The 19,016-nt window shown below is 44.7% G+C and carries 14 protein-coding genes and 1 tRNA gene; 3 read left to right on the top strand and 12 right to left on the bottom strand.

Annotation, left to right across the window (positions count from 1 at the left end; all coding sequences use genetic code 11):
* Positions 1–47: 47 nt before the first annotated feature.
* The 3 genes from IE164_RS02945 to IE164_RS02935 form a co-directional block, all read right to left on the bottom strand.
* Positions 48–1,211 (bottom strand): AIR synthase related protein, encoded by a 1,164-nt coding sequence (locus IE164_RS02945; RefSeq protein ID WP_229838500.1) that lies wholly within the window; start codon positions 1,209–1,211, stop codon positions 48–50.
* A 163-nt stretch (positions 1,212–1,374) separates the two neighbouring features.
* Complete coding sequence (locus tag IE164_RS02940) at positions 1,375–3,441, bottom strand: CHU_0125 family OmpA-like outer membrane integrity protein (protein WP_189628685.1); 2,067 nt, start codon at positions 3,439–3,441, stop codon at positions 1,375–1,377.
* 36 nt (positions 3,442–3,477) lie between these two features.
* Positions 3,478–3,981 carry a hypothetical protein gene (locus IE164_RS02935; RefSeq protein ID WP_189628684.1) on the bottom strand — a complete coding sequence of 168 codons (504 nt, stop codon included), beginning with the start codon at positions 3,979–3,981 and terminating at the stop codon, positions 3,478–3,480.
* Between the two features lie 102 nt (positions 3,982–4,083).
* On the opposite strand from IE164_RS02935, the gene IE164_RS02930 reads away from it, so the two are divergent.
* Positions 4,084–4,758 carry a DM13 domain-containing protein gene (locus IE164_RS02930; protein ID WP_189628683.1) on the top strand — a complete coding sequence of 225 codons (675 nt, stop codon included), beginning with the start codon at positions 4,084–4,086 and terminating at the stop codon, positions 4,756–4,758.
* A 10-nt stretch (positions 4,759–4,768) separates the two neighbouring features.
* Positions 4,769–5,614 (top strand): hypothetical protein, encoded by an 846-nt coding sequence (locus IE164_RS02925; protein WP_189628682.1) that lies wholly within the window; start codon positions 4,769–4,771, stop codon positions 5,612–5,614.
* Positions 5,615–5,772: 158 nt separating this feature from the next.
* On the opposite strand, the gene IE164_RS02920 is transcribed toward IE164_RS02925, so the two are convergent.
* The 4 genes from IE164_RS02920 to IE164_RS02905 form a co-directional block, all read right to left on the bottom strand.
* Entirely contained in the window at positions 5,773–6,570 is a 798-nt protein-coding gene (locus tag IE164_RS02920; RefSeq protein WP_189628681.1) for a (Fe-S)-binding protein, read from the bottom strand.
* A 2-nt stretch (positions 6,571–6,572) separates the two neighbouring features.
* Entirely contained in the window at positions 6,573–7,175 is a 603-nt protein-coding gene (locus tag IE164_RS02915) for a DUF1287 domain-containing protein (protein ID WP_189628680.1), read from the bottom strand.
* A gap of 63 nt (positions 7,176–7,238) precedes the next feature.
* Positions 7,239–7,676, bottom strand: a complete 438-nt coding sequence (locus IE164_RS02910) for a hypothetical protein (RefSeq protein WP_189628679.1) — start codon at positions 7,674–7,676, stop codon at positions 7,239–7,241.
* Positions 7,669–8,991 (bottom strand): 4Fe-4S dicluster domain-containing protein, encoded by a 1,323-nt coding sequence (locus tag IE164_RS02905; protein ID WP_189628678.1) that lies wholly within the window; start codon positions 8,989–8,991, stop codon positions 7,669–7,671. The genes IE164_RS02910 and IE164_RS02905 overlap by 8 nt, the downstream gene beginning before the upstream one ends.
* Before the next feature lie 100 nt (positions 8,992–9,091).
* On the opposite strand from IE164_RS02905, the gene IE164_RS02900 reads away from it, so the two are divergent.
* A tRNA-Phe gene (locus tag IE164_RS02900) sits at positions 9,092–9,164 on the top strand.
* A 112-nt stretch (positions 9,165–9,276) separates the two neighbouring features.
* Here IE164_RS02900 and IE164_RS02895 read toward each other — a convergent pair.
* The 5 genes from IE164_RS02895 to IE164_RS02875 form a co-directional block, all read right to left on the bottom strand.
* A complete protein-coding gene (locus tag IE164_RS02895; protein ID WP_189628677.1) occupies positions 9,277–10,071 on the bottom strand; it encodes a pseudouridine synthase in 795 nt (264 codons plus the stop codon).
* Positions 10,072–10,114: 43 nt separating this feature from the next.
* Entirely contained in the window at positions 10,115–10,702 is a 588-nt protein-coding gene (gene scpB / locus IE164_RS02890) for an SMC-Scp complex subunit ScpB (protein ID WP_189628676.1), read from the bottom strand.
* Positions 10,702–11,088, bottom strand: a complete 387-nt coding sequence (locus tag IE164_RS02885) for a TraR/DksA family transcriptional regulator (protein WP_189628675.1) — start codon at positions 11,086–11,088, stop codon at positions 10,702–10,704. The genes scpB and IE164_RS02885 overlap by 1 nt, the downstream gene beginning before the upstream one ends.
* A 205-nt stretch (positions 11,089–11,293) precedes the next feature.
* Positions 11,294–11,446: a hypothetical protein gene (locus tag IE164_RS02880; RefSeq protein ID WP_189628674.1), complete on the bottom strand. Its 153-nt coding sequence runs from the start codon at positions 11,444–11,446 to the stop codon at positions 11,294–11,296.
* A gap of 111 nt (positions 11,447–11,557) precedes the next feature.
* Complete coding sequence (locus IE164_RS02875) at positions 11,558–19,009, bottom strand: lamin tail domain-containing protein (RefSeq protein ID WP_189628673.1); 7,452 nt, start codon at positions 19,007–19,009, stop codon at positions 11,558–11,560.
* Positions 19,010–19,016: the final 7 nt, after the last annotated feature.

Genomic DNA, 19,016 nt, shown 5'->3' with positions numbered 1-19,016 from the left:
GAATTGTAAATATAGCTAAACACTGCGGTTTGCCATAATTTTAGGGCTTAATATGAGAACTTTTGGCCCTGATTTTCAATGGTTAAGCTGGTGGAAGAAGAGCTTTCAACATGGCCAATAATTTTTGCATCAACATTATAGCTTTTGCTAATCGCTATAATGTCGTTGGCATGTTTTTCATCAATATAGATTTCCATTCGGTGGCCCATGTTAAAAACCTTGTACATTTCTTTCCATTCGGTACCACTTTCTGATTGAATGAGCTTGAATAGTGGAGGTATGGGGAAAAGATTGTTTTTAACAATGTGTACGTTTTTGGCAAAGTGAAGCACTTTGGTTTGAGCTCCACCGCTACAGTGTATCATTCCACCAATCTCCTGGCGGAGGTTTTTAAGTATTTCTACTACTATAGGGGCATAGGTTCTGGTGGGAGAAAGGACCAACTTACCGGCATCTAAGGGAGAGCCCTCCACAGGGTCGGTAAGTTTTTTTGAGCCCGAGTAAACCAACTCTTTGGGTACATAGGGGTCAAAGCTTTCCGGATATTTTTCGGCTATGGAGTGGTGGAACACATCATGTCTGGCAGAAGTTAACCCGTTTGAGCCCATTCCACCGTTGTATTCCTCTTCATAACTGGCCTGACCGTATGAGGCCAGGCCGACAATAACCTGCCCGGGGTTAATATTTTCGTTGGTAATTACCTCCGCTCGCTTCATACGGGCCGTTACGGTGCTGTCTACAATAATTGTGCGCACCAAATCGCCCACATCCGCTGTTTCTCCACCGGTCGATATTATGTTTACACCATTGTCTCTCATCATCTGAAGAACCTCTTCAGTGCCATTGATAATGGCGGATATGACTTCTCCCGGAATCAGATTTTTGTTACGGCCAATGGTAGAAGAGAGCAATATGTTTTGGGTGGCACCTACGCAAAGCAGGTCGTCTATGTTCATGATTATGGCATCTTGGGCAATGCCTTTCCATACGTTTAGGTCTCCGGTTTCTTTCCAGTATAAATAGGCAAGTGAAGACTTGGTGCCGGCTCCATCAGCATGCATAATGTTGCAATAATCGGGGTCTCCGGCAATTAGATCGGGAACCACTTTGCAGAATGCATTGGGGAAAATGCCTTTGTCGAGGTTTTTGATGGCATTGTGAACATCTTCTTTAGACGCTGACACGCCCCTTTGCATATATCTGTCGCTCATTATCGAATGGTTAGTGGCTCAAAAATAAGAAGAGGTTGCCTCAAAAGTAAAATTTTATCGTCTTTCCCACGAAAAGGGGAAGGCTTGCTCCAAACGAACGGTATTTGAATACGTATTGGTCAGGCCAAAGCTACCCACACCATGAAGTGGGTGACCTGTCAGGCTAGTTTCTTTCGTATTCTATTACCTTAAACTCTGTTCTTCGGTTTTGCTGATGTTCCTCTTCCGTACACTCATCAATTCGCTCATTGGTACACCCATTTACCAACTGCGACTCTCCATAGCCTTTGGCAATCAGACGGTCGGCCGAAATACCTTTGGAAACAATATAGTCTACCGCTGCTTGTGCTCTGCGTTGCGAGAGGTCGAGGTTGTAGTCGTCATCTGAACGGGCATCGGTGTGGGAGCTCAGTTCAATACGTATGTTCGGGTTATCTTTTAATATCTGAACCAATTTGTCCAACTCTACCGCTGCATCACTTCGGATTTCAGCACGGTTGAGGTCGTAGTAAATATTTTGGAGCACAATAGCCTTTTCGAGAATTATTGGATCCAGAGCAATATCTTCATTGAATACTTTTTCATTGAAGCGTTCAACAAGCTCCTCTTGTGGAATGCCTTCTCCTACGGTAGAAAAGAACTTGCGTGCGGTGAAGTAGTCTTGCTTTTCGCCAATGATGGTATAGTTTTTTTCCGGGTCAATTTTAAAACTGTATGACCCTCCTCGACTGCTAAGTACATCGTCTACCAGTTGCTCATTTTCATCGAGTAGCTTTACACGAACATCACCCAATATGCTTTGTGTGCTGTCTTCATTAATGCGGTAGGTTGTGCCTTTGAGTGTGTAAGTGATGGTTTTTAAATCGCTTGAGTTATCTACGAAGCTATAAATATCGTCTCCACCACTGCCTCCCGGCCTGTTGGAACTAAAGAAACCTTCGAACGGAAAGTCGCTGTACACAAGCCCAAAGTCATCGGAACTGGAGTTGAAGGATGGCCCCATATTTTTTACTGTAATTACGCCTCCTTTATTTTCAGCAACAAACAGGTCGAGCATACCGAAACCGGCATGTCCATTGGAGGCAAAATAGAGTTTGTTGTCTGGTGAAACGTAAGGAAAGACTTCATCTCCGGCTGTGTTAATATCTGGTCCCATGTTGGTAACATCGGCCCAGCGGCCGCGAGCGTTAATGGTTGCTCTGTAGATATCCGAGCCACCGTAGCCTCCGGGTCTGTCGGAGGCAAAATAAATAGTTGTACCCGATTGATTAAAAGCAGGAGAGGTATCCCAGGCCAGAGGGTTGTTAATGGGCATCGGAGCTGGGGTAGACCACTCACCATTGCGTTTTGTAGCCACATATAAGTCTACACTTCTTCTTTCTTTCTTGCCTTCAGGGTTGCCTTTGGCGAACACAACGGTGTTTCCATCGGGTGAAAAGGCTATAGGACCTTCGTTAATATTAGCAGAGTTAAACAGGTCGGGCAATTTGCTCAGCGTTTCTGCTTTTGGACTCAGGCCATCGAGGTCTACGCTAAATATATCGCTAAAAGGAAGGCCATAGCGTTGGAAGGTAGTAGCCTCCCGGGTACTGACAAAATAGAGTTTGTTGTTGTAGAAAAACGGGCTGTATTCAGATTGATCGGAGTTGATGGATTCGAGTGGTTTGAGGTCTACATCTCGAACATACAGGCTGATACTATCCAATTTGGTCAAATTGGCTAGTTCTCTTTGGGCTCTGTCGCGGTAAATTTCCAAAGAAGCATAGTTAAGATAGTTGCTTAGTACCTCACGAGCTTTGTCGTACTCTTCGCTGGCCTTCAGAGCCTGAGCATAGTTTAGCTCCAATTCTTCATCTTCGAAACCTCCGGCAATGGCCTTTTCATAATAGGGGGTAGAGGCTCTGAGGTCGCCAAGTTTTCGATACGATTCGGCTGTGTAGAAGTTAATATCTGCGGCATCAGGATTTTGGCTCAGGGCCGCCTGAAACTCTTTAATGGCCTGTGTGTAATTCTGGTCTTCAACATAGCTTCGCAGAATTTTAGGAGTGGTTTTTTCCGGTTCTTTGGCCAATACATCGGCAGCATTCTGGGGCTGACCTACAGAAGGGTTTGAAGGGCGTGGAGCCACCTTTTTAGGCTCTTCTTGTACTCCCAGAAAGTTTTTACTCGAACTACAGCCCAGCAATACGATTACCGTGGCCAGAGTCATCAAGAAGCTTTTCGTCTTCATATGTGGTAAATTAGGGCAAAATTCCCAAAAGCTATCTTATAATACGCTTTTTGCACTATCAAAGTATCTTTTGAGCCAACTTTCCTCTGGTTTTACCAACCAGTTTTTTTGTAAGTCGCCTTTGGTTTGAACGGTATTATTGAAAAATAACACACCATTTTCAAAATAGCCTTGTGCTATGAGCGACTTTAGTGCTTTTAACTCTACCGTCTCCACTTTGTTCTGCTTCAGAAAGGCCAGCAGAGTTCGGTCGAACAAGTTCAGGTTGTGCTTTTCGGCTAGTTCTTGCATAAACCGCATCATACTGTCTATGGAACAGCCGCTGGCCATGTTGAACTGTTCATCGATGCCCAGCACAATAAACTGACGGTGTAATAGGGTGGCAGAAGCCATAAGATCAGCGCCATGAGCAGCCCATTTTTTCAAAAAGGCATCAATTTCATCCAGCAGAACCTGCTCAATACCTGGGTCAATAGGTGCCGAAGATTGGAATATCCAGATGCGTGCGTTGTCGTTCAGTTGGTCAAAAGCAGTTGTCATAGGTAAACGATGCTAGTGGTTTTAACTTGTCAAATGTCGTTCGGTTGTCATTTGCAACCAATTGATTGTCACAAAAATTCCACGGTTTGGGTTAAACAGTTCATGAAAAGTAAAAAGCTTTTTTTAATCGTCAGTTGTACTACGCTTCTGACGGCCTGTGTGGGCACCGATGTGGTAGATGAGCTATTGGTGCCGGAAAGGGTGAGCATTAATACGCGACTGCAGAGCATTGCGGTTGGAGAATCTTATCAGTTAATGGCTGAGTTTTTTAATCGTTTTGGAGAAATGGAAGCTTCAATGATTTCGTGGAGTTCCAGTAACCCTGAAGTGATAAGTGTAGATGATACGGGCCTTGCCGAAGCCATTATGCCGGGAAGCGTGCGCATTAGAGCAAGCTACAATGGCGCAGCCGATTCTATTGATGTGGCAGCGGCTTCCGAAACACAAGTTGGGAATAACCAGCGCATGGGTAGGTTTATGGGGGTAAACGATTACAGCGTAAATGGTCAGTTTGTGTTGGAGGAGGTAGATGATAAGCTGCGCCTTACCTTTCTTCAAAACTTTAGTTCATCTAACGGACCCGGACTTTTTGTGTTTTTATCGAATAACGAAAGGTCGGTAACGGGCGGCTTTGAGATGGGTAGGCTAAAGTCTAATTCCGGTATGCAGGTGTATGAGACCAGCATAGATAATGTGCGCTTGTTTTCATACAACCATGTGTTAGTGTATTGTAAGCCCTTTGGGGCTGTATTTGGTGCAGGCCGATTAGAAAATTGAATAGGTGGATATGAAGAAGATTGTGTTAATAATAGGGCTAGGGTTGCTGGTGCAATTGAGCTTTGCGGGTGGCGGATGGCCTTCGCCAAAAGGAAAGGGGTATTTTAAATGGAGCCAATATGTCATTCGCTCAGGAAGCTATTATGCTCCTAATGGGGAGATAATAGACATTGCCACGGCTAGTGTGTACATTACCAGTTTGTATGGAGAGTACGGATTGACGGATAAGCTTACCGTGATTGGTTATGTGCCTTTCTTTTCAAGAGCTACCCTCAATGAGCAGGTAGATGCCAATGGTAATCAAATAGCTCCCGGAGATGCGGTAAACTCGTTTGGCGATACGGACATTAGTTTCAAATATGGTCTCATTACTAATAAACCTGTTGTAATGAGTGCTTCGGTTACTTTCGGGCTGCCTTTTGGAAACGATGCCGGGGGCCAAACAGGGGTGCTGCAAACAGGAGACGGTGAGTTTAATACAATGATAAGCCTGGAGGCGAGTCGGGGCATTAATCAGGGAAAGGGCTATGTCAACACCTTACTGGCGTTTAATAACAGGAGCAACAATTTCAGCGATGAATGGCGCTGGGGTGTTGAGGTGGGGCATAGTCTTACAAGCCGATTATCCGGAGCTTTAAAAGTGTATAGTGTCAACACCTTCAACAATGGCAGCGATGTAGAAACTCCTTCCAATGGAATTTTCTCTAACAATATTGAATACCTGGCCATTACTCCGGAACTCAATTACAGGATAAAAGAGAGTTTTGGACTTTCTACTGCTGTAGGTTTTGCGGCCTCGGGAAGAAGGGTATTGGCCAGCCCCAGCTTTTCTATAGGCCTCTATTTAACCATCTAGCAGTAATTAGATGCATACAGAGTTTTGTAGTTTGTACTGTTGGCATAAAACGCTAGTTTAAGAGATTCATTCCTTGTTCAGGCATACGGCTAGCGTTCAAGCGAGTGAGTTTAGTTTAATAATAAATAGTTGAGGGGCTTTCGCCCCTCTCTTTTTTACTAAAGCCCCTCATTTTTTGCGATTAGTTCTGCAAGATCCAAGACCTCTACACTGTCTTCTTTCTCTTTACCTTTAACACCATCTCGCATCATGGTCATACAGAAAGGACAAGCAGCCGCAATAATGTTGGCACCGGTGGCCAAGGCATCTTCTGTTCTTTCAATATTTACTTCTTTATTGCCTGGCTCAGCATCTTTGAACATTTGCGCCCCACCAGCTCCACAACAAAGGCCTTTGGTTCGGCATCTTTTCATTTCAACCAACTCGGCATCCAATGCTTGCAGCACCTCTCGTGGCGCCTCATAAATATTATTGGCTCTGCCCAAGTAGCATGAGTCGTGGTAGGTAATTTTCTTCCCTTTAAATTCTCCACCACCTTTCATTTTCACCTTGCCCTCATTGATTAATTGCTGAAGAAAGGTGGAGTGGTGAATGACCTCATAGTTGCCGCCCAGGTCGGGGTATTCATTTTTCAAAGTGTTGAAGCAATGCGGGCAAGCGGTTACAATCTTTTTCACCCCGTAGCCATCCAGTACCTGAATGTTGGCCATGGCCTGCATTTGAAAGAGGAATTCGTTACCGGCCCTTCTAGCCGGGTCTCCTGTACAGGTTTCTTCCTCGCCCAAAACGGCATAAGAGATGCCCACTTTTTCTAGAATTTTTATGAAGGCAATGGTTACCTTTTTATATCTGTCATCGAAAGAACCGGCACAACCCACCCAGAAAAGAACTTCAGGGGTTTCACCTTTGGCGGTCATTTCGGCCATAGTTGGCACGGATAAGTTATTCTCACTCATAATCAATTTGTTTTGGGACCGGTATATTGATAATGTCCTATGATTTTATAATCGAACAAGCAATCTGAAAGCTCTTGTCCTCCTCCAATATTATGCACAATCAAGTGCCTGTTGTTGTCTTTTGCCGAAGTGGGCTCCACCACTAGGCCTATATGTGTTATGGCGCCTCCCAAGTTCCAACAAACTATGTCACCAACCTTATAATCTTCAGGATTGTTGCTGATAGATTTGGTAGTGCCATGCCGTTCAAAAAATGTCATCAGATTTGGCACTCTTCTATGGTCTATATTCTTGTCTGTGCCTTTCAAACCCCAGATTTTAGGATAAAGATTGAAGTTGGCCTTCATGTCTTCATGAACCTCCTTCTGTAGGTCAATGCCCAATTTCCTGTAAGCCCTAATGATCACATCAGTGCAAACTCCTTTGCCTTCAGGTACATCGCCATTCGGATAATCAATGCTGAAATAAGAGGGATCATAAACAACACGGTCTTGAGTCAAAGCTAAGGCTGCATCAGAAAGCCTTTGGGCAAAGGATTCCTGCTGTTCAGGCCAAGGCTTGAACAGGCTTAGAACTAAGATCGATATGCTTATAAAGCGAAACATAGTAAGTCAGGAGATAGGACTTTGAGGTCCATTTGGTTTATTTTCAATATCGCTACTATCATTTTAGTCTTTTCTAACTCCATAGGCATATTCACGCCTGAGCAGGAACTCGCAAGATGAAATTTTCTCAGCAGAATAGCTTTCAAGCTTTGTTCTTGGAGAATTTAAGATGCTTTCTGTATTTGGAATTATAGAAAACAGTCCGCCTCTTTTCTTGACAATTCTTTCCTTGATCGACATTCCTTCATTGGTAATTGCTAGCTTTTCATTTTGGATAACTATCAGGCCTTTTTGTTGAAGCTTATTTAGCGCTAAAACAATTTCTTCTAGTTCAAGAACGGAGTGATTTAGTAAATCACCTCTGGCTGCAATTTCATTTAAGTCTATATCCTTTAATTGGGTATCATAACCCCAAAGAGATGCAAATACCCAGGCATCAGTGCTGCTGAAGAACTGTTGTTTCTTCGTTGTAGTCGTATCTCTTTTAAAAGGATTAATCATTCTTCACATCTTTTGCCCACTTGAACCTATCGGTTGGTGCAAACTTCCATGGTGCGAAATTGGTCTCAACATTCTGGAACATGCTGTTCCAGCTGGCTGGCGAACCCGACTCTTCCATGGCTACATACCTTCTCATTTGAAGGATGATGGAAAGTGGATCAATATTCACCGGGCAGGCTTCTACGCAAGCATTGCAACTGGTGCAGGCGTTAATTTCTTCTTTGGTGATGTAGTCACCCAAGAGTGACTTGCCATCTTCCAGGCCTTTTCCACCTTTGGCCAAACTGGCTCCAACCTCTTCTGCACGGTCGCGGGTGTCCATCATTATTTTTCTTGGAGAAAGCTTCTTGCCCGTCTGGTTGGCCGGGCATTCAGAGCTACAACGGCCGCACTCGGTGCAGGAGTAAGCGTTCATTATATTCACCCAACTCAAGTCATTCACATCTTTGGCTCCGAATCTGGCTACTTCAGTTGGCGGGTTTTCTGCACCTTCCACAGGCATGCCCAGCATCATTTTCACCTCATTGGTTACCACAGGCATGTTTTCCATGTGTCCTTTGGCTTTAAGGTTGGAGTACCAGGTGTTTGGAAAGGCCAGGGCAATGTGCAGGTGTTTAGAGTAAGTTACATACACTGCAAAAGCCAAAATGCCTACAATATGAAACCACCATGCCGAGCGCTCAATGAGAATAAGTGTGGATACATTTAAGCCTTCGAACAGGGGAGTTAAAAACGAGCTAAAGAAGAATTTACCGGTTTGTGCATAGTGTTCATCTTGTCCCTGAATGAGCATATCCGTAGCATTCATGGTAAGAATGGCAAACATAAGTATGATCTCGATGACGAGAATCAGGTTTGCATCAAGTGTTGGCCATTTCTTCATTTCCGGAGAATGGAAGCGTTTTACTTTGAGTATGTTGCGCCTGATTAAGAAGGCAATGCAGGAAACCAGAACGCCAACAGTCAGAAACTCGAAGATGTTGATAAGCACCGTGTAGAAATCGCCCAAAAGCGGAGCAAAAATTCGGTGAGTTCCGGCCAGGCCGTCTATTACAAACTCTAGCACCTCCAGGTTGATGACCAGAAAGCCGACATATATGAGCAGGTGTAAAAAGGCAGGGACAATTCTTTTAAACATCTTCTTTTGCCCAAAAGCTACCAGCCACATGGTCTTCCAGCGTTTCGGCCGCTGATCGGTTCTACTCTCTTTGCGACCCAATAATATGTTTTTACGAATTTGTGTAATTCGTTTGTAGAGGAGGTAGGTAGCCACCGCAATGACTACTACAAAGGCAATTTGTGGCAAGTATTCCATGTTTTAAATGGGCTTTGTTGGCGATTCTGTTTGAATTTTGAATTTATTGAAAATGTTTTGCACGCTTTAACTTTTTGTATACTTTTGTGCCTCCAATTCAGGTGCTGTAGCTCAGTTGGTAGAGCATCGGACTGAAAATCCGTGAGTCGGTGGTTCGAATCCACTCAGCACCACAACCCAGAAGCCTCCTCGTGAGGCTTTTTTTATTAATGGGTATAGAAATCGTTTGCACATCTTTGCGAATATAACAAACCACGAAAAAATAGTATGCATGCATACTATTTTTTATTTAAGCGAGCGCAATTCTTTTTCACTCAAAAACCTCCATTTTCCACGGGGGAGGTCTTTTTTAGTGAGGCCCGCAAAAACGGTTCGATCGAGTTTTTCTACACGATAGCCAAAGTGTTCGAAAATTCTTCTCACAATTCGGTTTCGGCCCATATGAATCTCAATGCCTATTACCGTTTTGGTAGCGTCTAATATGGCCAGGTCGTCAACCCGCACAGGGCCATCTTCTAACTCAAAGCCTTCAACAATAGCAATGAAGTCGTTTTTAGTAAGGGGCTTGTCTAAGGTTACCTGGTATATTTTTCTAATGTTACCGGAGGGGTGGGTGAGTTTCTTAGCCAAGTCTCCATCGTTGGTAAAAAGAAGCAGGCCCGTAGTGGTTCGGTCTAGCCTTCCTACAGGAAATATTTGCTCCGTACAGGCATTCTTTACCAACTCCATTACGGTTTTTCTGCCTTCCGGGTCGGAGGTTGTAGTAATATAGCCTTTGGGTTTATTCAGAAGCACGTATACGGGCTTCTCGGGTTTTAGCACCTTGCCTGCATGCCGCACGACATCATTTTTTTGCACCTGAAAACCCATTTCGGTGATTGCTTTGCCATTTACGGTAATTTCTCCCTGTTCAATGAGTTTATCGGCTTCTCTTCTGGAGCATAGCCCGGAGTTGGCAATGTATTTATTGAGCCGCATAGGAAAAGCTTCCATCACGTTCTTTTCCGGAGCAGCTTGTTTACTTGAGGCTTTGTGTTTGAGGCCGGAGTGGCCTTTTGGTCTGAATGGTTTTTTGCCCATAATTCTTGTGCAGTATCACTACTGTAGTTTTGGGCAAAGGTAGTTAATCTTCTTCTATGCTGGGCTCTTCTTCTTTTTCGGGGCTGCCTATTTCGTTGTCGTTCTGGGCAAAATCTTTGGGGGTGGGTAGTTCTTTCAGGTCGTTAATGCCAAAGTAGTCCATAAATTTCTCGGAGGTACCGTAGAGCATTGGTCGACCTATGCTTTCGGCTTTGCCTTTGATTTCGATGAGCTCTTTTTCCAGCAGTTTTTGCACAGTATAGTCGCAGTTAACTCCCCTTATCTGTTCTATTTCCGATTTAGTGACGGGTTGTTTATAGGCAATTATGGATAGGGTTTCCAGAGCAGAGGCCGAGAGTCTTCTTTTAGACTGCTGCTTTAGTAATATGCCAATACTCGCCTGATAGGCCGGCTTGGTAAGAAACTGATAGCCTCCCCCGCTCTTAATTACCTCAAAGGCATATGCATCGGCTGCGTACTTTTCCTGTATGGAAGATATGGTTTTATCGATATCTTCCATGGGAACATCGGCCTCAAACATTTCGCTTAGGCATGCCTGTATGTCTTCTGCCTTAATGGGTTTGGGAGCACAGAAAATGAGCGCTTCAATATGGTTGGCCAAAAAGTCCACTAGCTGCGCTGAGCCAATTTGGCTTCAATGGAGTGCATGGTATGCGGAACGGCCTTAAGACGCTCTTTGGAAATTAGCTTGCCGGTATCTACACATATACCGTAGGTTCCGTTCTTAATGCGAATAAGAGCATTTTCCAGGTTGTTAATGAACTTTTGCTGACGTGCCGCCAACTGGTTAAGGTTTTCTTTTTCCAGCGTGTCTGCACCGTCTTCCAATACTTTTGTAGAGTTATTGGTTATGTCTTCACCGGTGTCACCACTTTTGGTAAGACTTTTCTTCAATTCGGCCAGTTCATTTTTGGCCTTTTCTATTTTATCAAGAATGAGCGCCTCAAATTCCTTTAGCTCACTTTCTGAGTACCTTGTTTTCTCCGTCTGGCTCATATTGTTATTGAATTAGTGTCGAAAAAAATTTGCGCTAAAATAAGTTGACCCAACTCATTTACAAAGAATAAATATGTTTTTTAAAAACAGCTAAAATTGAGTTTTCGTGTGGTGAACTGCTCTTTTTTGGGGTGTTAATTCTGTGATGGGCGGGTTCGGCCAAATTACTTTTCAAAAGTAAAGGCTCGTGATGAGCCTTTAAGTTTTAGTAATTTAAGTTGATGAGATCTAAACGTTTGGATAACGCGGAGTTCTCGATGGTTACTTTGTACTTTAGCCGTATGTATCGGGCAATTACGTCCATTCTACGACCTTTTCGCATATAGCGATCGATAGTCTCATTGATTAAGCAATTCATTTAGTTGATTCTTTGGTGGTCTCATTTAGTTGGTTAACAGAAAGATAGGTAACATTGTTATAATATCCATAACATTAGGCTAACAATTGTTAGTTTGTCAATTGTGCTATACTAAAGTCTTGAACCTATAGCTACCTTGTCTCTTATGTAACTGATTTTTCCCTCTGCTGAGATCACCTCCATGAGCACCATATAGTATCCCACTCTGGCCTTGCCTCCGTCTTCGGTGGTGCCATCCCAGGTAAAGAATCCTTCCTTGCCCACAATAGTGTTTTGAGTTAGTCTTTTTACTATGCGTCCTTCGGCATCGATAATTCTAATGTTCAGGGTGTTGCCGGGCGTGTCGAAGGCGTAGTTGAGTGTGGTGAAGTTTTTGGCTCCGGCTACATCGGGGGCAAAGGTTGGCGGATCTACCCTCACGGCCCCTATCTGGTTTTGAGGGGTGCGCGCCTGCGAATTTTCATAACCGGGTGTAGCGTAATTTTCTGTCGAGGAGGCCGAGAACCAATTGTTTTTGTCGTTGGAACCACCCGAAAACAGAATTCTTTCCAGCGATACACCATCCACATCATCCAACAAGGGAGAATGATAATCTTCACTGTAAGCGAAATGGTCAATTTGCAGGTTGTTTAAATTGTATATAAACACGGTACCCTCGTTGGTTGGTAAGCTGGGCATTGAGCTAATTTCAATAAAGGTAGACTCATCGGCTGAGGGGTACTGGCTCTTAATGTTTGCTCCGTTTGAGGTTACCACAAAGTAGGACCCCGGATGGATAAACAGGTCTTTGTCTGTAATTACCCGGGTGTTCGTAAGGCCGGCAATCTTCCAGCCTCTTAGGTTAATGTATTTGTTAGACCGATTATAGAATTCCACAAAACGATGACCACCGGTTACCGGATTAAAGAGTACCTCATTCACGATTATGTCTAGTGGTTCGGCTTTGGCCGGAATAATGAGCGTGGCGGATTTGCCATTGGCTTGTATAAGGTTCCCCGTGCAGTCTGTAATGTTGTCTGCCGTAATGGTGTAAAGGCTATTATCGGCCAAATCTGTGGCCGTAACCAGGGTCACAATTCTTTTGGTTTCATCCAGTTGCGCGGAGATAAACGATAAACCATTGTCGGCACTAAAGCGGTCCAGGGCCACGGTGGATGATTCTAACTTTTCGCTAAAGGTTAATTGCACTACGCTTTTGGTAACAGCCACGGCCTGCAGCAAACTAGGGCCGGTAAGGTCGGGGTTGTCGCCATCAACAGAGTTTAAGGCTCCCGGTGTTCCTCCGTTTGGGTTGTCTGAGGCTATCCAGTTTGCTCCCTCAAGGCATGGAAAGTCAGGGTCTATCATTTCTAAAGAATATCCGCCATTGGCCTTGGTGCTGCTTCTGTACCAGCTGGAATTGTAGTTTACCTGGTGTATTTCTACCCCGCCTGGCGTATATAGTGTCGGGCGGTCGGCAGTATTATTGAGATTGGGCCAATTGGTTACTGGCAAAACTTTTCCGTAACCATTGAGTTGACTGGCAGTTGAAGATGGAGCCAGTAGAACGTATTCTCCCGGGCTTATATTCATGTTACCCAACAGGGTTGAGTTGGTAGCATCGGCTAATATTACTCCGGTTAGCGATAGTATTTGGTTCGAAACATTGAGTATTTCAAGATACTCTACCTCCGGAAGGCCTTGAGCTGGAGTGGGGTTGGCCATTATTTCAGTAATAATGAGTTGGCCTGGTGAAGGTGTGGCACCCCGGCTGAACTGAAGGATTTGCTGTGGCAGTGTATTGCCAGCACAATCGCTCAGGTTATTAACAGAAAGTGTATATGGTGTTCCGGTGGCAAAGGCAGTAGAAAGAGTAAGCCTAATTTTTCGGCCGAACTTTTCGGTTTGAGTAATGCTGCTTAAACTGAGCCCTCCTGAAAAGGTGAAGTTGGCAGGAACCAGTGTGGCCACATTCATAGATTCGCTAAACTGAATATCGAAAGTAGTTGAGGAAACCACTGTGAACTGCGTAATGGTTGGAGCCGTAGTATCTGGCGAATTGTCATATACAGAGTTTTGAGCTCCAGGAGTACCCCCAACAGAAGAGTTGGTCACTATCCAATTGGCTTTATCGAAACAGGCCGGTGCCAGATTAATCATTTCTATACTAAACCCACCATCGTCTTTACTGTCGTTTTGGTAATAGGTTTTGTCGTATTCAACTTCAAAGATTAATTCGTTATGGATGTTTTCCAGCCGTATGCGATCTTTTTCAGTAAGGGTAGGAAAGGAGTTAACTCCCAAGACGTGTCCATAAACGGCTAAGTCGGTAGCCCCGGAGTTGCTGGTTATAATAATGTATTCGGCAGGTTGCAGATTAAAACTGCTTAGACGGTAGGTGCCGTTGTCATCTTTAAAAATTACCTGACCCAAATCCATCACCTCACTACTGTTGTTATAAATTTCAAAGTATTCCCTTACCGGAAGCCCGTTGCTGGGGGCAGGTGTAGCCATTATTTCCGTTACCAAAAGCTCGTTAGCCTCCGGTGTAGATCCTTTGAGGAAGGTACCTTGTGTGGAAAGAGTGTTTCCTGTACAGTCCTGAATATTGCTGAGTGTGATGGTACGCGATATTCCGGTTTGGAAAGGAGCACTTAGGTTGAGCAGTATCTGACTTCCAAAAGTGTTTTCGAGTGTTATGGAGCTTACGGTTATGCCATCTTCCAACGTGAAGTTGGCCGGTATAAGCGAGGCCAAATTCATTGATTCATTGAATGTAAGGCGCAGTTGGGTGCCTGAAACTACAGAGACACTTTGCAATAAGGGTGGCGTAGTATCGGGAGTGGTGTCGTACACCGAATTTTGGACTCCGGGAGTGCCTTTGTTTGGGTGAACCGATGCCGCATAGTTGGTTTGGTCAAAGCAGGGTTTGTTGGGGTTAATGAGCTCTACGGTGTATCCTCCAGATGATTTGGTGTTGTCATTGTAAAAGGCCTTTGTGTAGCTCAGTGAGTCGACAACATTCTTGTCTCTGTCCAGAAAAACAATGGTCTCCCCTGTATTGGAAAGTGAAGGAAAGCGATTTACTCCCATGGCCGGACCAAAGTTTTGCAGGCTTACTTTACCGGCCTGAGTAGAAACTGTAAGGTAAGCATTGGGCTGAAGTACATAACTGGTCAGGTAGGCCGTATCTCGCTTATCGGTTATGGCAAAGTCTCTCAACTCTATGGCTTCGGTACCTCTATTATAAAGCTCAATAAACTCGTAATTGGGTATGCCCGAAGTAAAATGTGTGTCGAAATAGATTTCATTAATCACCAGGTCTCTGAAGGCCGGAGATATTGGGGAACTAAAGGTAAAGTCGAAGGTAGAGGCAGTAATGGCTTTGCCTTGCAGGTCTTCTACCCGGTCTACGGTGAGTGTATAGTTCAAACCGTCTACGAGGCTATTGGCAAAACGGAGTGTTACGGTGGTAGCATCGGTTGAAAGACGAATGCTTACCGGTTGCCCTACCCCGTTGTTCAAGGAGTAATGGTTGAGGCTGGTGGCTGTTGCCCTGTCGAGTGGTTCGTTGAATATTACATCTATTTCGTTGTTGTAGGTAGAGTTTACAGCGCTAATGGCCGGGGGAGTTACATCGTAGAGCAGGGTAGTTCTGCTGGCCGGAACCACGTCTCCGTATATGTCTCTTATGCGTTGTATGGTAAGTTGGTAGGTAGCCGATTCGGTCAGGGCCTTATCGAAAAACAAGGTAACCCGCTTGCTGTTGGTCGAACTCCTAACGGCAGTCAAGGGGTTGCCAATTCCTTTGTTGAGGGAGTAATTGGTGCTGGTTTCGGCAAGGGTTTCATCCACATCCACTTCAAAGAGCACCTCCAAAGTGTTGGCGTTAATGAGGCTCACCTGTGTAATAAGATCATTGTATGTAAAATCGAAAGTGGTTGGCGGCACTGTGTTTCCGTCAAGGTCTTGAAGGTTGTTAATAACTAAGCGGTAGTTGAGGTTTTCTTCAAGCCTTGTGGTTAAATAGAGAGTAACAATGGAGGCATCTGTGCTACTTTGAACCAGGCTAAAGGGGCCAAGACCTCTATCGAATCCATAGTTGCTGATTCTTTCGGCACTTGCCTTTGTAAGAGGTTTTGTGAACTGAATTTGAATACTTGTGTCGCTCAATACAATGAAGCGACCAAATTCGGGTAGCAAAGTAGAAAAACTTGCCGTAAGGTTGGTCGGCAGATCGTTGTTAAACAGGTCGGAGATATTAGAAATGGTTAGCGTGTTGCTGGCATTGTTGCCCAGGTTGCTGAAGGTTAGTTCAACAATACTTGTGTTTTTTTCGGTTCTAACCGCCTGAATGGGGTTTCCTATACCATTATTGACCGAGTAATTGTTCACATTTTCTGCCACCGCTTTGACTACCTCTTCTGAGAATTCAACCGCCAAAACCACGGGAGAGAGCAGTTCAACCCCCACAAGCCTTGGCGGCAACCGGTCGAAAGTAAAATCAAAGTTTCGGTTGGTTGAAATGGCGTTTCCTGCTAAATCTTCTATAGCAGTTAGGGTAAGTACGTTTTTGACTTCCTGCTCAAAATCCACTGCAAAATTTAAAACCACCGAAGTGCCTCCTGGTTGAAGTATAGCCTGAGCAGGGGTGCCAATGCCATTGTTTGCGGAGTAGTTGTTAATGGTTTCAGCACTGGTTTCATCCAATATTTCATCAAAATAGACCTGTAAGGTATTCTGGTCTACAACCACTACCGAATCGATATCGGGGTCGTCTGTGTCATATACAAAAGGAGTATTGAAAAGCTGAAGGTAGGCCAGACCAGAGTTTTGTATGTTCTCGAAAGATATTTCCGTAGTTGTATTCTCGGGAAATGAGCTGTCAAAAACCAAATGCACCAACCTGGGGTTGCTGTTGTCTAGAGCCGCGCTAATAGGGTTTCCTATACTTCTGTTCACCAGGTAGTTGCCTACTGTTTCCGCAGCCGACTCATTCAGATCGGCCTCGAAATACACATCTAGAAGCTGGCTGCTCACCACTATCACTGTGTCAATTTGGTTCACAAAGCCGAACACTTCGTTGCTGTTTGTAATTGTATTGCCTAAGGTATCGGCCAGGTTTTGATAGGAGAGGGTGTAAGAGTCTCCTTCTGTAAGGGTAGTGCCAAAGGTTAGGCTAACCCTGTTGCGCTGTGTGTTATTTAAAGTAGCCTGCGAAGGGTTGCCTATTCCCTGGTTAATGCTAAAGTTAGTTTCTGTTTCGGCAATGCTTTCATTGAGTTGCTCATCGAAAATCAGGTCTATTTGCTGAGGAGTTTTATAGACCAATCGGCTCAATACAGGTGCTTCATTGTCGAACAGAAAGTCGAAAGTGCCATTGACCACTGCGTTTCCTGCGCAATCGGTGAGCCCATTTACTGTAAGGGTAAAAATATTGCCGGAGTTCATCGCGGGACTAAGGCTCAGGGTAATGCTGCGTCCGTACGGAAGGTTTTGTGTGGCCGAAGAAACGGCCGCTCCATGGTTGAGCCCGAACGTTGCTCCACTCACGGAAGCCGGATCGATAAACTCATCGAACAACACCACAATTTCTTGATTGGAGTTAGCCAACACATTGACTATACCCGGAGCGCTGTTATCAGGAGTGTTATCGAATACGGAGTTTATCGTACCTGGCGTGCCTCCTTGCGCACTTATGGAAGAGTTCCAATTGTCTACATCGCTACAGGGTCTTTCCGGATCTATTTGCTCCAAACTCCAGCCACCATCGGCTTTGTTGTTGTCTCTATACCAGGTCAGGTCATAGGTCAGGCTATCGACTAGGTTGCCCAGGTTGTCCCGTAACACAAGAGCTTCGCCAGTGTTGGTGAGGGCATTCCATGAAGAAACAGCCACCACGTTGCCAAATGGTTGAAAACTGGCCACATTGCTGGAAGAGGTAAGTATTACATAGTCACCTCCATTTAGCACATGGTTACCAATGGTGCCTCCCGAAAGCTCAAAGCCGGTCAGGTCTATGGCCTCGCTACTTGTATTGAACAATTCGACAAACTCTTCTGACGAACCAGAGGGTAGGACCACCGGACTTGGGGCATTGGCTCCCGAGGGATCGGCATATATTTCATTAATTACTATTTGCCTGGTAGAAGTGGGGGTTTGAAAAGAAGCATTGGCCGTAAGGTTGGTCGCCACCGAGTTGCCGGCTGCATTGGCCACATTGTTTATTGTAATCTCATAGGTATTATTCACCAAGCCCGGAGATACGGTTAAGGTAACTATCGAGGCGTCTGTAATGCTTTGTACTACGCTGGTTGGATTCCCTCTTCCAAAATTAACGCTATAGTTGGTGGTGTTCTCGGCCGAAAGAGTGTTCAAGTTTTGATTGAAATCTATGGTAATGCTAGTAGAAGAGTTGACCGTAACCGATTCCACAGCCAAGTTGAGATAGCTGAATGTACCGGTAAGGTTATTGGCTGTAGCTAGTGTAGACTCATCTGTGACATTGTCAACGGTTAGGGTGTAACTGGCATCGGCCAGGTCGGTACTAAAAGTGAGGGTTACCAGATCATTAGAAACACTATTCCTTACCGCGGAGCTTGGGTTGCCCATGGCATTGTCCAGACCGTAATTACTAAGGGTTTCTGCTGTGGTTTGTTCTACATTTAGATTAAAGTCTACCAGCAGTGTGTTTTTATCTACCACGCTAATACTCTCAATAGCCAGCGGAACCACATAACTAAAGCTACTCTGCAGGTTATTGGCAGCCGTGTTAGTTGCTTCATCTTCCACACCGTTCACGGTAAGGGTATAATTGTTGTTTACCATGCCGGAAGTAGTAAGCCTTACCACTTGGGAAGAACTTCTGGAAGCTGCGGTTACCGACACGCCATTGTCTATGGCGTAGTTTCCGACAGTTTCGGCAGTGACCTGCTCCACCGGCTGGTTAAAAGTTACCTCCACCGTATTGGCGTCAATGGCCGTAGTATTGCTAATGGCCAAAGGGAGCACTTGCTCCTCAATGGTAAAGTCGTCCATTACGAGTTCGGCAGCCGATCCGCTTCCGTCTCCTCTGCTGGCCGTTATGCGTACAATTACATTGTTTTCACCGTTTGCTGCCGTAGGTAGTTCATATTCATAGGCAGTGTAGCTGGTTAGGTTATTGTTAGGAAAGGTGGTCTCATCACCTATACTGGTGTTGTCCAAGTAGTTGTTTCCACCATCAATAGAGGTGGAAAAAGAAAGCAATACCGGTCGTGTGGAACTGGCTCCATTTTGTTTGGAATAGGCATAAAAAGTGACTTTCGGATTGCTAATTCCGGTAAGGTCGAGAGTAATTAATACTTCTCCACTAAAAGTAGATGTTGGAATAATGTGTAGGGAGGAACTGCCGCTTCGTGCATCACTTCCCTGAAAGATACGGCTGGAGGTAGACACCTCATTACCTGTCCAGTCAGTAATGAATTCTACGTTGTTGCCGGTGGTAAATGCATTCTCGAATCCCTGTGAATAGGGAAAACTGCCTATCTGCCCAATAGCATACTGTGTGCAGAGTAGAAAAGTAAGGAGAAAACAATTTCTCATTTTTTGT

Origin of the sequence: Roseivirga thermotolerans (genome assembly GCF_014653175.1) — a bacterium.
Lineage (GTDB): Bacteria > Bacteroidota > Bacteroidia > Cytophagales > Cyclobacteriaceae > Roseivirga > Roseivirga thermotolerans.
Note: the sequence above shows the minus strand (reverse complement) of the source record. Positions and strands in the feature narration are given on the sequence as shown.

Bases quoted from the DNA above. Each gene is read 5' to 3' on its own strand.
- IE164_RS02945 (WP_229838500.1), bottom strand. From the start codon at position 1,211: ATGAGCGACAGATATATGCAAAGGGGCGTGTCAGCGTCTAAAGAAGAT.
- IE164_RS02940 (WP_189628685.1), bottom strand. From the start codon at position 3,441: ATGAAGACGAAAAGCTTCTTGATGACTCTGGCCACGGTAATCGTATTG.
- IE164_RS02935 (WP_189628684.1), bottom strand. From the start codon at position 3,981: ATGACAACTGCTTTTGACCAACTGAACGACAACGCACGCATCTGGATA.
- IE164_RS02930 (WP_189628683.1), top strand. From the start codon at position 4,084: ATGAAAAGTAAAAAGCTTTTTTTAATCGTCAGTTGTACTACGCTTCTG.
- IE164_RS02925 (WP_189628682.1), top strand. From the start codon at position 4,769: ATGAAGAAGATTGTGTTAATAATAGGGCTAGGGTTGCTGGTGCAATTG.
- IE164_RS02920 (WP_189628681.1), bottom strand. From the start codon at position 6,570: ATGAGTGAGAATAACTTATCCGTGCCAACTATGGCCGAAATGACCGCC.
- IE164_RS02915 (WP_189628680.1), bottom strand. From the start codon at position 7,175: ATGTTTCGCTTTATAAGCATATCGATCTTAGTTCTAAGCCTGTTCAAG.
- IE164_RS02910 (WP_189628679.1), bottom strand. From the start codon at position 7,676: ATGATTAATCCTTTTAAAAGAGATACGACTACAACGAAGAAACAACAG.
- IE164_RS02905 (WP_189628678.1), bottom strand. From the start codon at position 8,991: ATGGAATACTTGCCACAAATTGCCTTTGTAGTAGTCATTGCGGTGGCT.
- IE164_RS02895 (WP_189628677.1), bottom strand. From the start codon at position 10,071: ATGGGCAAAAAACCATTCAGACCAAAAGGCCACTCCGGCCTCAAACAC.
- IE164_RS02885 (WP_189628675.1), bottom strand. From the start codon at position 11,088: ATGAGCCAGACGGAGAAAACAAGGTACTCAGAAAGTGAGCTAAAGGAA.
- IE164_RS02880 (WP_189628674.1), bottom strand. From the start codon at position 11,446: ATGAATTGCTTAATCAATGAGACTATCGATCGCTATATGCGAAAAGGT.
- IE164_RS02875 (WP_189628673.1), bottom strand. From the start codon at position 19,009: ATGAGAAATTGTTTTCTCCTTACTTTTCTACTCTGCACACAGTATGCT.